Annotated in this window: 11 protein-coding genes and 1 tRNA gene; 6 read left to right on the top strand and 6 right to left on the bottom strand. The window is 58.0% G+C overall.

Annotation, left to right across the window (positions count from 1 at the left end):
- Positions 1-31 precede the first annotated feature (31 nt).
- Positions 32-391: a BON domain-containing protein gene (locus AC3WOG_RS07395; protein ID WP_492577367.1), complete on the bottom strand. Its 360-nt coding sequence runs from the start codon at positions 389-391 to the stop codon at positions 32-34.
- 482 nt (positions 392-873) lie between these two features.
- Between AC3WOG_RS07395 and AC3WOG_RS07390 the strand changes: the two genes are divergently transcribed.
- The 4 genes from AC3WOG_RS07390 (at position 874) to AC3WOG_RS07375 (ending at position 6,901) form a co-directional block, all read left to right on the top strand.
- Positions 874-1,695 carry an alpha/beta fold hydrolase gene (locus AC3WOG_RS07390; protein ID WP_492579735.1) on the top strand — a complete coding sequence of 274 codons (822 nt, stop codon included), beginning with the start codon at positions 874-876 and terminating at the stop codon, positions 1,693-1,695.
- Positions 1,696-2,125: 430 nt separating this feature from the next.
- The gene (locus AC3WOG_RS07385) at positions 2,126-3,040 is read left to right on the top strand and encodes a helix-turn-helix domain-containing protein (RefSeq protein ID WP_492577366.1); all 915 of its coding nucleotides are present in this window, start codon (positions 2,126-2,128) and stop codon (positions 3,038-3,040) included.
- Between the two features lie 445 nt (positions 3,041-3,485).
- Positions 3,486-5,225, top strand: a complete 1,740-nt coding sequence (locus AC3WOG_RS07380; protein ID WP_492577365.1) for an ATP-binding protein — start codon at positions 3,486-3,488, stop codon at positions 5,223-5,225.
- A gap of 389 nt (positions 5,226-5,614) precedes the next feature.
- Positions 5,615-6,901, top strand: a complete 1,287-nt coding sequence (locus AC3WOG_RS07375) for an MFS transporter (RefSeq protein WP_492579734.1) — start codon at positions 5,615-5,617, stop codon at positions 6,899-6,901.
- Positions 6,902-6,926: 25 nt separating this feature from the next.
- On the opposite strand, the gene AC3WOG_RS07370 is transcribed toward AC3WOG_RS07375, so the two are convergent.
- Both AC3WOG_RS07370 and AC3WOG_RS07365 read right to left on the bottom strand, forming a co-directional pair.
- Positions 6,927-9,782, bottom strand: coding sequence for an ATP-binding protein (locus AC3WOG_RS07370; protein ID WP_492577364.1), 2,856 nt, complete (start codon positions 9,780-9,782; stop codon positions 6,927-6,929).
- 286 nt (positions 9,783-10,068) lie between these two features.
- The gene (locus tag AC3WOG_RS07365) at positions 10,069-10,281 is read right to left on the bottom strand and encodes a hypothetical protein (protein ID WP_492579861.1); all 213 of its coding nucleotides are present in this window, start codon (positions 10,279-10,281) and stop codon (positions 10,069-10,071) included.
- 131 nt (positions 10,282-10,412) lie between these two features.
- Here AC3WOG_RS07365 and AC3WOG_RS07360 point away from each other — a divergent pair, with 131 nt between their 5' ends.
- Both AC3WOG_RS07360 and AC3WOG_RS07355 read left to right on the top strand, forming a co-directional pair.
- Entirely contained in the window at positions 10,413-10,544 is a 132-nt protein-coding gene (locus AC3WOG_RS07360) for a hypothetical protein (RefSeq protein ID WP_492577363.1), read from the top strand.
- Between the two features lie 251 nt (positions 10,545-10,795).
- On the top strand, positions 10,796-11,119 hold the full coding sequence (locus AC3WOG_RS07355) for a hypothetical protein (RefSeq protein ID WP_492577362.1): 324 nt from the start codon (positions 10,796-10,798) through the stop codon (positions 11,117-11,119).
- A 747-nt stretch (positions 11,120-11,866) separates the two neighbouring features.
- On the opposite strand, the gene AC3WOG_RS07350 is transcribed toward AC3WOG_RS07355, so the two are convergent.
- The 3 genes from AC3WOG_RS07350 to AC3WOG_RS07340 all read right to left on the bottom strand — a co-directional run bounded on the left by AC3WOG_RS07350 (position 11,867) and on the right by AC3WOG_RS07340 (position 14,670).
- On the bottom strand, positions 11,867-12,436 hold the full coding sequence (locus AC3WOG_RS07350; RefSeq protein WP_492579733.1) for a YdeI/OmpD-associated family protein: 570 nt from the start codon (positions 12,434-12,436) through the stop codon (positions 11,867-11,869).
- A 294-nt stretch (positions 12,437-12,730) separates the two neighbouring features.
- On the bottom strand, positions 12,731-14,146 hold the full coding sequence (locus AC3WOG_RS07345) for an IS1182 family transposase (protein WP_492576091.1): 1,416 nt from the start codon (positions 14,144-14,146) through the stop codon (positions 12,731-12,733).
- Positions 14,147-14,576: 430 nt separating this feature from the next.
- A tRNA-Ser gene (locus AC3WOG_RS07340) sits at positions 14,577-14,670 on the bottom strand.
- Positions 14,671-14,824: the final 154 nt, after the last annotated feature.

Here is a 14,824-nt window from a genome sequence, read left to right as displayed (position 1 = left end):
AGGGCCGCCCACGCATCCGGCAGCCCACCACTTACCGGCCGCCGCCTTCTTCCTCAACGATCACACGATTGTCGACGGCTGCCACTTGCGGAACGCGTTTGGCAACATCGCCCGCTACCGGAATCTGTGCCGCATCAGGTACCGTACCTACCAGAGAAACCGTTCCGTTTTTGACGAGCACCGCAATGTTGCTGGCGTTCAACCCTTTGGTCGAATACAGCGCGCGACGAACAGCCTTCGACAATTGCCGGTTCTGCAAACGGATCGACGCCTTCGTCATTCCTGCGGCGGGTTGCGATGCCACGGCTTCGTTACTCGTTTGGGCAATGGCTGCGTTTGAGACGAGCGCGACGACGGCAGCGCAAGTCGCGACGAGTGTGGAAATTCGCATGATAGTTTCCTGTTGATTGGATTGAATTGAGATGGGCCGCAAAGGCCATGTCAGCGCGGGGGAGCTCGCTCCCGTTGCAACCGTTTCATCTTAATCAGCTCCGCTGCCCCGGGGTCAGTGAAACGTTATTAAAACTCGTTAACCGAAGTGACGTGACCCGCGCATGCGCTTCAAGTTAATAAGATTTAAGGATTCTGAAGTTCAAAAAAACTACCAAATCCGTACGATTGAAACCCGTGATGTCCCGTCACGCATCGTCACGACGACACATCCACCAACATCACAAGACTGGAGAGAAAATGACTAATCAATCGGGAATTCCATCGGCGAATCGTCGGCAGATGCTTGTGGCGGGCGCAGGCGCAGCCGGCGCGGCAATCGCTGCAATGGCCGTACCGACCGTCGCGATGGCCGCTGCGTCCGCCAGCAGCAGTGCACACGCGGGCAATTCATCCAACCCACAGCATGGAGAGCGTCATACGATGAACACGGTAACGACTAAAGACGGTACGCGCATTTTCTTCAAGGATTGGGGCAGCGGCAAGCCGGTCGTCTTCTCACATGGCTGGCCGCTCGATGCCGACGCGTGGGATCCACAGATGCTATTCCTGGTGCAGAAAGGCTATCGGGTCATCGCCCACGACCGCCGCGGCCATGGCCGTTCCGACCAGCCGTCTCACGGCAACGACATGGACACCTACGCTGACGATCTGGCTGCGGTGATCAACGCGCTCGACCTGAAGGGCGCCATGCTCGTCGGCCATTCGACGGGCGGCGGCGAGATCGCACACTACATCGGCCGCCACGGTACCTCGCGTGTTGCCAAGGTCGTGCTGATCGGCGCAGTGCCGCCGATCATGGTCAAGACCGAAAGCAACCCGAACGGTCTGCCGATGTCCGTGTTCGACGGCATTCGTGCAAGTGTCGTGAGCAACCGTTCGCAGTTCTATAAGGACCTCGCAGTGCCCTTCTTCGGCTTCAATCGGCCCAACGCGAAAATCTCGCAAGGCACGATCGACGAGTTCTGGCGCGAAGGCATGCTCGGCTCGGTCCAAGGCCAGTACGAATGTATCAAGCAGTTCTCGGAGGTCGACTACACTGCTGATCTGAAGAAGATCGATGTGCCGACGCTGGTCCTTCACGGCGACGACGACCAGATCGTTCCGATCGACCAGGCGGGTCGCCTGTCGGCGAAAATCGTGAAGAATGCCACGCTGAAGGTCTATCCGGGTGCGCCCCATGGCATGTGCACGACCGAGGCGGATAAGATCAATGCCGATCTGCTCGAGTTCCTGCAGAGCTAAGGCGCATTCGAGTGCTGCGCTTGCATCATTGAGCGCGGCACTCCCGCAGATGCGCGGGGCCTTGGCTGCTTAGCGCAGCCGAGACCCGCAAACGCGCGATCCTGCTTCCCGATACACATGTCCACGCAAGGTGGACTGCAAGTCACCTTCCTCGTACCGACGCACTCGTGCCCTCGCACGATCTCCTGCGTCAGTCACGTGTACACCGGACCCCGATACTGCTTTGCACAGCGATCGGCTATTCCCGGCATTTCTGCTTCAAAGCACCTACGCCTTTGTCGTTTCGCAGTCACGTCATATGTCGAGGCGGAAATAGAAACGGTGGCATACGAGGCAAATACGCCACAATGATAGGACTCTTACACCCTTAATTTTCGGTTAACTTTACCCTAGAGTAAGACTGCAACGCGACGAGCCGAGGTTACGAATCATGTTTAAACATACACAAACTTCCACCGCCACAGCAGTACGACCGAAGGACTCGCTAGGATGCTTGTCGAGCCAATTGCAAAAAGACCTCGAATTCGACACGGGTGAGTTCAAGTTTTTTCGCAAGTGCACGCGCGACGACAGGACGAGTGCGGTGGACATGCACGCCTCGGATCGTGGTTTTCTTATCGGCGTGTCACTGAAGGCCGGACATCGCCGGCGCATTTTTTCTGGGCGCGGGTGGACGACGCACGGCTTCGACACGGGTTCGGTCTATATTCGCGACTTCGCAGAAGACTATCGAGCCGAGTTGCAGGGCGGGTTCGATTTCCTTCTGGTGGAACTCTCACGCGCTTTCATCACGAACACTTGCTACGAGCGATTCGGATCGAGCACACCACGTCTTTCATCGGTGGCCGGCCGCAAAGATCCCATCCTCGGCCACCTAGCGCAGGTATTGGCGCTCACGCTCGATAGCCAGAGCGAGGCAAGCCCACTCTTTGTCGAGCAACTGGGCGTCACAATCGGGACGCATTTGCTCGATCGATACGGCAACGCGCCCTCTCAATCGAACCAGAAAAACCGGCGACTTTCCGGCTTACATGAAGCTCGAGCCAAAGACATGCTGCTCGCAAAGACGCAGGGAAATGTTTCGATCGAAGAGATCGCAAACGCATGCAATCTGTCACGAAGCTACTTCATCCGCGCGTTTCGTGAAACCACAGATCGCACACCGCATCAATGGCTGCTCGAGCATCGTATCGATCGCGCGCGCGACCTGCTCAAACACTCGGACTCATCTCTGTCGGAAATCGCCATCGCGTGTGGCTTCGCCGATCAAAGCCACTTCACGCGAACCTTTTCGCAAATGGTTGGCACTCCGCCGGGATCGTGGCGTCGGCAGGTAGGCCGCTGAGCAATGGGCACTTCGCTTCGATCAAACGTTGGCACGATAGATCGACCAGTGGCCCCGGTGTATGCCGATAGACTTTTATACAAAGCATCGCACTAACAGACAAGACGCGCCCTTTTAGCCAAGGTACCTTTCGATCAGATCGATGATGACCGTTCGGGCGTGTGGCGGCGTGTCCCGTCGTCTTCTGTCTGACGAACTGCTGGTGGGACACACGTTTTGCACTGATTAGTTCATGCAACACGGCGGGACGGCAGTAACTTCAGTCTCGACGGGTGGTAAGCGACTGCGATCTGTATCGGCGAATAGTTCAACATATCCGCAGTAGCGCAGTAAGGCAAAGACTCGCAGCAAGGTGCACGCCCATGCGAATGCTCATACCTGCGCTCCGTCAGCACCCCACCTTCATTTCCCTATCACGCTCATTGTTCCTGCACCTGAAACTGACATGATCGAACTCGGCCGCTTTCAAATCGATCTGGAGACGCGCACTTTGTGGCAAGGCGGCGAAGTCGTGCGCCTCGGGTCCCGCGCTTTCGACATTCTCGCCGTGGTCACATCAGCCGCTGGGCGTCTCGTCACGAAAGACGAGTTGATGAATGCAGTCTGGCCGGAGACCATAGTCGAAGAGAACAACATACATGTCCATCTTTCTGCGCTGCGAAAGATACTCGGCCCGGACCGGGATCTGATCCTCACCGTCCCCGGCCGCGGGTATCAGCTTCTACGAGCGCAAAAAAAATCCCCGCCAGAAGAAGCCGACTCACATGCGTCCTGCGGGCGCCGTCTGCCGAAGCCCAAGACCGACTTCGTGGGGCGTGATGCAGCGGTCAGCGAGATCCGCGCGATCATGGACCAAACCCATGTGTTGACGCTGGTCGGCGCCGGCGGCGTAGGCAAAACCAGTCTCGCGATCGAAGCGGCACGTCACGCCGCGCCGGATTTTCCCGAACCTGTGTGTTTAGTCGAATTGGCCACGTTAAACACACATGAGGCAGTGCTCGCGGCAATTGTCGAAGGGTGCGGGCTGTCCATGTCTGGCCAGCAGCCTGATATTGAGCAAGTCGCGACAGCGCTGGGAAAAAACCGCAGGCTCCTTCTGCTAGATAATGCGGAGCATGTTATCCGCTATGTGGCGGAGACCGTGGAGTCACTGATTGCAGCGAACGCTTTACTGCGCGTGCTCGTCACGAGCAGAGAACCGCTTCGTATCGTGCCCGAGACGGTGTTTCGGGTCGATCCGCTGGATGTTCCACCGCCCCATTCCTCCGACGCCGAGATTTTGCAGCGTTCGGCGGTGAATCTGTTTCTGATGCGGGCCAATTCGTTGCAGGGACAAGGCGGCGCGGAAAGCCTGGATATCCAGCTCGTCGGCGAGATCTGCCGCCGCCTGGACGGCATCCCACTGGCCATCGAGTTGGCCGCTGCCCGCATCGTCTCGCTCGGCGTAGAAGGCGTGTATCGGCGGCTGGATGACCGGATGGCGATTCTGGCGGGCGGTTATCGGACCGCGCTACCGCGCCATCAAACCTTACGCGAAACTTTCGACTGGAGCTTCGCGCTACTCGACGCAAGCACCCAGTCGCTATTCCGCCGTCTCGCGGTATTCGGCGGCAATTTCACTTTCGAGGCGATGTGCGCGGTCGTGTGCGACGCGGAATTGACGAGAGGAAGCGTGATCTGCGGCATCAGTGAACTCGTGGCCAAATCGCTCGTCAATGTCGAGTTCGATGGTCCCGTGGCGAAATATCGCTTGTCCGAATCGACCCGTGCGTATGCATTGGAGAAGCTACAGGCTGAAGGCGAAAAGCAGGAAATCACTTCGCGTAGTGCCCGCTATCTCTCCAGTTGCTTCCAGGCCCGCTCGAGCGAGACGATTCGGCGTGGCGCAGACAATTCACCGGATCTTCGACAGACGCTCGACGACGCGCGGAGTGCTTTCGATTGGGCGTTTTCACCCGACGGCGATCCGCCGCTCGGCGTCGAACTCGCGTCGAATCTGGTCGGCGCTTTGCTCGATTGCGGCATGATCGAAGAGTGCTGCACGCGCGCCGCGCAAGCAGTCGATGCCCTAGAAACCCATCCCGCCAGATCGATCGATGTCGCAAGTGAAATGCGCGTGCGCGCCGCCTTGGTGTCGGCACTATCTTCTGCTCATGGACCCGTCTCGAAGTCGGCCGAACTTTGACGGCATGTATTCACGCTTGCGCTCGAATGCGGCGACCAGGAGTTTCATGCCCGTGCACTGTGGGGCTTGTGGAACTCGATTTGCGAATGCAAAAAGTCCCCCTCGGTCCAGCGGGTGTGTTCGGCTCAAGCAATTTCCCAATCCTCTATTCGGTCGCAGGTGGCAACACGGCTTCGGCTCTCGCGGCAGGCAGCAGCGTGGTCGTCAAGGCCCAGCGACAAGGTCGATCGGAGCAACCTGACGCAGTTTGGCCGGGCGCTCGCCCAGTTTCGCGTCAAGCACATCGCCGCCAATTCACCCGAGGCGCCCGGGGCGCGGCGGCGCTCAGAGCGCGCTATTTGTCCGTGACAGATCAAAGAAAACATACCGCTTTTGGCCCGAGAGCAATAATGCGCAAGAGACGTTGGGTCGTGATTCCTCTCTGCTTTCTGGCGAATCTGGTGAACTACGTCGACCGCGCGAACCTTGCGGTTGCCGCGCCGCAGATCGAAAGTGCGCTAGGCATAGGCCCGACTGAAATGGGTTTTGTTTTGAGCGGATTCTTCTGGACCTACGCGCTCATGCAGATGCCATTCGGATGGCTCGTCGACCGCGTCGGCGCGCGCATTGCACTTCCTCTCGCCGTAGGCTGGTGGTCGTTATTCACCGTGCTTACCGCCGTACCGACCAGCATCGCAGGCATATTCGGCTGCCGACTGATGCTGGGCGTCGGCGAAGCGGGTGCGTATCCGTCTTGTGTGAAGCTCGTATCCCAATGGTTCAACCCTCAGCAACGAGCGCTCGCGACCGGCATTTACGACAGCGGCACCCGCGTCGGCTCCGCGCTTTCGATCCCAGTCGTCGCGTTGATCATCAGTTCTTTCGGCTGGAAGGCCGCCTTTATTTTCACCGGAGCCTTGGGCTTCGTCTGGATTGTCGGATGGCTTCTGATTTACCGCGATCCTTCACACGGACATCTCACCGGTGAAGTCGATCCATACCCGCAATCGGAAGCCGCTAATTGGAGGAAAATCACCTGGAGTTCGCTCTTCACATATCGCACGCTATGGGGAATGATGCTCGGCTTCTTCTGCCTGAACTTCGTAATTTACTTTTTCATCACGTGGTTTCCGAGCTATCTGATCCAGACGCACCGGTTCTCGTTGAAGTCTCTCGGCACGCTTGGCATGGTTCCCGCGCTCATCGCGATCCCCGCCGGTTGGCTGGGCGGCTTCGTGTCCGATTCTCTCGTACGACTCGGCTGGAGTCTGACGGCCGCACGCAAATCCTGCATGGTCGGCGGAATGCTGCTCTCGTCGGTCATTACGCTTTCCGCATTTACGACGAACATCTATCTGGTGCTCGCGTTCTTTAGCGTCGCATATGGCAGCCTCGCGTTTGCTGCCGCCAGCATCTTGTCACTGCCTAACGATGTCGCGCCAACGCCAGATCACGTCGCATCGATCGGTGGAATCCAGAATTTCGCGTCAAATCTCGCGGGCATCGTCATAACGACCTTCACCGGTTGCATGGTCGCCCTGACGAATGGCTCCTTCAAAGTTCCACTTTGTGTCGCCGGCGGCTCCTGCCTGCTAGGTGCACTCAGCTATCTCGTGATCGTCGGCAGGATCGAACCCCTTACTGTTGCTGATGCCTCTGATGTCGCCGTAGAACTTGGCGTCGGCTCAAGAATATGAAAGTCGCCTTCACCGCCGCAAGTGATCAAGGAACGTCTTCGTTTCCCAGTCGAAGTCTATCGAGAAGATTGCTGGCAACTCGAGCGTCCTCACTCTCCTCAGCTGGAAACGCCGACAAAATAGGTGCCAGGAGGAGCGCATCCTGAACGCGACCCTGCGTTTGCAATAGATTTGCAAGACTGAATGCGGCCCGGAGTTCGAACAGTTTTGCTCCCTGGTTGCGGGCCAGGACCATCGCAGCAATCAGAGTCGACTCTGCCTCAACCGCCCAATCCTGTCCGTTTTGCCACTGACGCAGAATGTCGCCTTTTATCCGTAACAGCTCGGGGTAATACCAGCGCTCGCCAGTTCGCTCACAGTGACTCAACGCGGGTTTCAACCAGGCCAGCGCCTCCTGGTTCCTGCCCGCCTTCTGGAGGACAGTTGCTGTCAGACCGTGGAGCAAGGTGTAGTGCGCCAGATAGTCAAGAGCGCACATCGCGGCGATTGACTCGGTGAAGCGGGTATACAGTCGTTCGTCATATTCGTAGGCCCACGCCACTAAAGCAGAGAAGCATTCGCTGCATGTTCGCCAAATTTCGAATCCGAATCTTGTCGACAACTCGTGAAGGTTCTCAAGCGCGGGGCGGGCCGCCTCCATATCACCTGTCAGGAGCGAAATCGGTACGACTGCCTCGACCAGTACGTAGCTGGTCACCATGGCTTGGCCGTAACTATGGGCCTCCTCCAATGTGGCGCGGGCCAAATGACGCGCCTCATTGGTTTGCCCCTGTACAAGTCGGAGCCGCGCCAAGGTAGCCTTCGCAACGATACAGTGATTGACACCAAGGCCGATGGCATCGCGTCGATGTATGTTGTGCACATAACGATCAAGCATTTTCTCAAGCAACTCGTCAGCTCGGGCGTGATTGCCGCAGTAGTGTTCCGCAATGGCGATAATGCGCAGCGAAAGGATCTGATGCGGCTCGCTTGCGGCGCGGTCCGCAACTTCTGCGAACCGCCTGGCATGGCAGAGTGCATCGCGGGATCTGCCGCCATATTGACAGGCGTTCCACAATCCCCACATTGCGCGCGCCTCAAACCATGATTCCCCGGCTGTTACTGCCAACTCGAGCACCTTCGTCCATTCTTGCATTACCTGCGGACCCGGGCCGCCGGTATAGACCATGCCTGACGCGTGAGCGCAAAGCAGGCGCAGCTGACTTCCGTCCTCTGCGAGAGGGTCGCCATTCTCTGGGATGGAGCTGATGGCTTGTCGCGCGCGGTCACTACATTCCTGTACTAGTGAAAGGTCAAATAGCCGCGGAACAAGAAGGACCGCGAGCTCGCGCGCAAGCCTTGTATTGGCTGGCTTCGAGAACGCCCAATCCAGAGCTGCGCGGGTGTTCTCAAGCCGTCGATGAATCTCGACGAGCGATTGATCGACCGGGGTTATAGCCCAGTTGTCGCGGATGTGCCGAAACTCCGCGCACAGGTGACTTACGCGCCTGAGTTCGGTTGCATCCTGTTCACCGCTCTCTTTGAGTTTCTGGAATGCGTACCCTCTCGTTGTCTCAAGCAGCCTATATATGCCAGGTCGTCGCGCGATATCAGCCACTATGAGTGATTTAGTCGTCAGTGCCCATATCGCATCCGTTATCTGGTGCGCCAGCAGATCTTCGCGTGACGCAACAGCGCTAGCATCTTCGAGGGTGAAATGACCGCGAAGTACGCTGAGTCTGTTGAGTACTTTCTGCTCGATTGATGGCAGAAGTTTATAGCTCCAATCGAAAGTTGCTTTCAATGTCTGGTGGCGCGGCAGTGCATTTCGATGGCCGCCTCCCAGCGTTTGAATCCTGTCGTCGATATCTTTAGCAAGTACCTCTACACCAAGGTATGCGGCACGGGCCGCGGCGAGTTCAATAGCGAGCGGAATTCCATCTAGCCGTTTGCACACAAAGCCCGTGAGTGCGAGGCTCCGCACGTCCGAAGGGAATCGCGCGTCCATGGCTCTCGCGCGAGCAAGGAATAACTGGACGGCGCTATGTTGTAGTACCGATGTACCAGACTCTTCCGTGCTGGGTACGTCGAGAGGTTCGACATGGAAAAGGAATTCATCCTGGATGCGCAGCGACTCCCGACTCGTCGCCAGCACCTTGCAATTCGGACTTGCGAGCGCTAGGAGGCATACAAATTCGGCTACAGCGCTAACCAGATGCTCACAGTTGTCAAGGATGAGAAGTGTTTGCTTGCCGCCAATCAGATTGATCACGGCTTGGGCGGCCCGCGCGTCACTCGACATAGTAAAGCCCATGGCGCTGGCAATTGCTGCCGGAACGCTTTCCGCGTCGCTCTGCTTTGTCAGTTCGACCAGCCAGACTCCTCCAGAGTAATCTTCGACGCTTCGTCTGCCTACCTCGAGGCCAAGGGTCGTCTTTCCGATTCCGCCGGCCCCTATCAAGGTAACAATATTGCGCGCCGTGAGCATCCCTAGAATCTCTTCGACGGATGTTTCGCGTCCAAAAAGCCTGGGCGAATAGCTGGGCAGGTTGGTAGCGGGCGCAAGCTGGTTCCCATGAACCTGGACGGGCAGCGCGACTTCTGTGGATTCTCTGGTCGTCAGCAGCCGATAGCCGCGCCCAGGGATGCTAAGCAGGAGATTGCGATGTTTGCCCAGCAGTTTTCGGAGAGTTGAGATGTGAACGTGGAGATTGTTCTCTTCCACGATGGTTTCTGGCCATACTTTCGCCATCAACTCGGACTTCGACACCAAGGCGCCGTCTGCCTCAATTAGCAGTAGCAGAACGTCCCAGGCCCGCGTCCCTATAGGCACAATTTCGCCTTCGACGCAGACTTGCCTTCTGTCCCGGAATATCTCCAGGTTGCCAATGCGAATTGTCACGCGATGTTCCCTGTGCTGAGCCCACTCCCAGATGCGCGACACGCACGCCGTCGTCACGATAGCGTGACAATCGTACGGTAGCACCTAGCACGCGGTGTCTACGAGGTTCAGGCTTTGAACAGAGGCGGTAGGTTGCGAGTAAGTAACTGGTACTATGAATGACGATGTGCCGAGGCGGAATGCAGTTAGTTGAAAGCCATATTCATCGAGGTGTGTGCCCATGCAGGAGGATAGCCTGTCCAGCTTCTCCCTTTCCGTCAGTAAATCCTGATTCCGCTGTAGGGAATCATCGTCCGTAAAGCGTCACTTTCGATTTCATCCCGACCAGCGCGACGTGCTCGCCCCCCTTTGCCGGCATCAAGGTGCTCGCCCGCACGCGGGTTGTGTCGCTCGATACGGCGCGCAGTTTCACCGAGGACGAGTGGCTGCTCGCGCACGCGATCAGCCAGCGAAACAGTGCACTGGGCACCGACAGAGCATAGGCGGCCGAGCGCGCCAACAAGGCGCCTGTGGACGGACGCCAGTCCGGCGCGATGCGCGACCTCGGGGGCCCGGCCCAGCGCTTGCGGGGCAATGCAGACGGTCGAGCCACGGAGCGTGGCGCAATAACAAATGCGTTGAACGGCTAAGGTGACCGAGAACCGCAACGAGCAGCTTGTCACCGTCAGGACGGCGCACGGCGTTGACGTATTCACTGTCGGTCGCGAAGTCGCGCTCGAAGTCGGTCTGCTGGAACGCCCGCCCGCGACACCGAAGCAGTGACAACGCCAATCCCGAAAAAGCGCGCGGATAACCCGCAAGTTCGGCAGTCGGCGCTATCGTCCAATGCGTAACAGCGCACAGAAAATCGTTGGCAAATGCGTATTGTCGATCCACGGCATGGGGGAGTCTTTGCCGTGGCCTGAACCGGTCGCGCTACTGCTCACGTAGATTGCAGCGCGCAATTGGACAGGCGACCAATAATCACACGCCCGCTTTGACCGGCACGACAAAAATGAAACGGGGTCCAAATCATGAAACATGAAACCCTGAAGGGCATCGCGCAGTTGCAGTCACGGCAGCGTCAGCGGCTGGCTGAAGACGCCACGCGCACCCTGCGTGACAGGAACCTGACGCTCTCACAGCGCGAGCTGCTGGGTCGCATGCGCCTCGCGCTGATCGACATCGACGTAGGGACGGTGTTCGGGCAGGATCAGGAGAACTACGTGTCGCGTTACGTGTACGACGCGGTTCAACAGGTGCTTAACGATATCCGGTTCGTGCTACTCGAATACGGCTTTCCGCCGGAAGCTACAGTGACCGACTGGCTGCGCGAGCGGCTTGAGGCAACCAAATGAAAACTCATCAATGAGCGGCTCGTCGCAGTGGAGAACCGTGCGCTGGATACACTCACGCCAGTCTTCACCGAAGCGAGCCACGGCGAGAGCATTGCGTGACGAATCGTTGCGCCAGAAGTGCGCCGCATCCAGGCGCGCGCGATCCGGCGCTGTGGCGAACTGCTGAAGACGTTTCAGAGTGCCGGTGGACGGCCATCAAACGATAAAAAACCAGTGACGGCACCGTCACCAGTTTCTGAGAAAGCCGCCGCCGAACAAGCCGGTATGTCAGAGCGCCAGCGCGTGACTGCCGTGCCCGTCGCGCTGCCCCCGAAAAAGCTCACCTTAAGGCCCGTAGAAACCGCTGGCGGGTCCGGGACATGCGTCGTATCACCCGAGCCCCGCGAGCGGTTTACAGGGTCTACCGAATGGCGGGAAGCGGCATTCGCGGCTCGGACCTTTCCGCGCATTACCAGCGACGACAACATCGTCGGACGGCTCCGCGCGCGGCGTGCCCACTTCTGAGTTTTTTCATCGGATTTGCGCCGCCATCAGCCGGTCACTACAGGCAACCAGCGGCCAGGAGCCGACGCTCAGCCGGATTTTCGTAACGACCGGTCACGCGCGAATAGCGGCCAAAGAGATAAATAAACCGTAAGCCAGCATTGATCGACGCTCGCCAGCGCTGAGGCGTGGAGAGCGCTGCGGGTTGCCCGCCTTGAGCGCGGCATCGTCCGGTGATTTTCGTCGGCTGTCGAGCTTCCCAGTCTAGGGATAAATGGTTTCGCCGCGATTCAGCATGCCGATGAACTCTTCGATCTTGCGCACCCGTGTTGCGGGCTTTTTGGCATTCTGTATCCGAAACAGGATGGCGTAGCGGTTTCGGCCGTTTAGCGTCGCAAAGAACGCGCTGGCCTTGGGATTGGCATCCAGTGCGGCCTGCAGGTCGCCCGGCACGGCCGAGTTGCTGGCGGACGTATAGGCAGCCTCCCAGCGGCCATCCTCTTTGGCTTTCTCGATTTCCCGCATGCCCGAAGGAAGCATTCTGCCTGCGGCGATCAGCGCTTCGGCCCGGTCTTTGTTGAGCCTGGACCAGATACTTTTTGCGGAGCGTCGAGTGAAGCGTTGCAACCAGTATTCTTCACTTTCAGTCTGTTTTTGACCGTCTATCCAGCCATGACAAAGCGCACTTTCCAGCGCCTGTTCGTAAGTCAAGGTTGGCTGCCCGGCGCCCTTTTTGGCAAGGCGCAGCCATATCCCGGTCGAGGTACCGCCGTTTTGCGTCAACCAGTTTTCCCATTCATTCTGGTCAAGGAATGTCAGACGAGGCTCTGTCATGGAGCGATCCGAATGGTTGCATTCAGGCAGCGAGGCTTTTTCGTTCACTGAAACCTCGTAGATTACCGATTTACGCGGATTTGGAAATACCCGATTTATCGACAATTCAGCGTGTATCCCATCGGAGGGAAGATGGAGGTCTTTCCTGGCGGAGCATCCAGTTGACCGGTTTCCCACCGATTGTGTTGAAAAAGTCTTGTTTTGGATCAGGGCGCTGGAGTTGGCACGACGTTATCGAGTTGTGACGATCGGCGAAGCGGTGAACTTGGGCGAGGCAACGATCCTCATTTCTCGTCATGCAACTGCCTGGTTCATCTGCTTGCTTCCTGACATGAACCGCTTGGCCATTCTTCGCAGGTTTTGCGCAGTCGCTGCCATCAGGAACTCATCATGAGCACCGCTTGGACCTCGCAGTCGCAAACGGTCCAGTTTCAGGATGCGTTTGAGATGGGCAAAGAGCATTTCCACCTTCTTTCGCTCACGGCAAGATCGCTTGTATTCAGGCGTCTTCGCAATACGCCTCGTTTCGTCACGCGCAGCTTCATGGATGCTGCGGGCGATCTTGCGGAATGGTGTATTCGGACAGCAGCGATCCTTCATCGAACAGCTCTCGCAGTCGAGCTGACTTGCCCGATAGATGATCGTGTCAGCCTTCGTGACGCGCGAGCGCGGATTCGTGAATTTGCGCCGATCACTGCGTAGTGCGTGCCCGGTGGGACAGCGATATTCATTGGCCAGTTCATCCCATAGGAACTCGCTGCTGGACAATGTATTGTCCTTGCGCGTCGTTTTATCCCAGACCGGAACATGTGGTGCAATCTCCTTCTCTTCGATCATCCAGGCAAGCATCGCTGCCGAGCCATACGCGGTGTCGCCTGCAAGACGTCGAGGTTTGAGATCATGCCGCCGCTCAACGCGGTCAATCATCGTCCTGGTTGATTCCACTTCGTGCGAACGGTTCGCGGGCGTCGCCTCGACGTCAACGATGATCCCTGCCTGCAGGTCAATCAGATAATTGGTCGAGTAGGCGAAGAACGGCAAGCCACCCTTGGCCGCTGTCCAGCTCGCGGCGGGATCCGTCAGAGATATCCTCTTTGGAGGGGGCAATGTCTCTGCCATCTCCGCCGCTTCGGTGCCCGCTGGATTCGCTTCTTCCAATGCTTCCAGATACTCGCGCACTGCACGGCTTTGTCCCTTGACGCAACCCCAGTCGATGGGCCCGGAACCCGGAACACCGCGTGCAGAGCTCACGTCGGCTCTGATGATGCTTGCGTCAATCGCGAATCCTTCACCCTTTACGAGCCCTTCGGACATGCACCGACCCAGCACCGACTCGAACACATGGCGTAGTACATCGCTATCGCGGAAGCGACCGTGGCGGTTCTTGGAGAATGTCGAGTGTTCGGGTACGGCGTCCTCCAGGCCCAGGCGACAGAACCATCGATACGCCAGGTTCAGATGTACCTCTTCGCATAGCCTGCGCTCGGACCGGATGCCGAAACAGTAGCCGACGATCAACATGCGGATCATGAGCTCCGGATCAATCGATGGCCGCCCCATCGGACTGTAGAACGGCGCGAGATGCTGGCGTAGATCGCGCAGATCAAGGAAGTGATCGATGCCTCTCAACAGGTGTTCGCGAGGGACGTGATTATCGAGGTTAAACGAGTAGAAGAGTTTGTCCTGTCCGCGGCCCAGTTGACCCATCATGACGAATCACTCCCGTCGATCGATGTCTTCCAGGATACCGAACATTCCGAACCACGGACGACTTTTTCAACACAATCCCACCAACATCTGCCATTGCCATCGGTTCCGGCGACGACCGTTTGGGGTCGGCATGAGACCTTCGCGACTGGTATCGCGTACATCAACGACAACTTCAAGCTATGGGAAAGGTCAGTGACATGCCGCCCCACGTATCGACGGCGTTGAACCAGACAAGGCGGGTCGCCGGGGGCGATGCCTCAGAGACGGGCCAGAACGGCCCAAGGCAGGACGGCGCGTGGGTTCCGTTCGGCCCCCCAGGCAGGGTCTGCGGTACCCCTGCGGAAGTGTTGTAGCGCGCTCAGGCTTTGGCGGGTTGTTTGGTGGGTAGAAATGAACACGGGCCCCGAAGGGCCCGTGTGTACTACCTCTGTGGCGGAGACGGAGGGATTCGAACCCTCGATCCAGGTTTTGGCCCAGATGCTCCCTTAGCAGGGGAGTGCCTTCGACCTCTCGGCCACGTCTCCCAAACTTTCGGTCGCGCAGGGAGTCAGCGCGACGAAGCCAAGATAATAGCGGGCCGAACCGCAGAGGTCAATGTCTACCGCACACTTTTTGTGCCAGGTTTGTCATCAACGACGCAATTTGTTCACACTGGCCGCGCATAACGGACAAGGCGCG

This window comes from Paraburkholderia sp. FW306-02-B, assembly GCF_058782725.1.
This window is presented reverse-complemented; position numbering and strand designations above follow the sequence as displayed.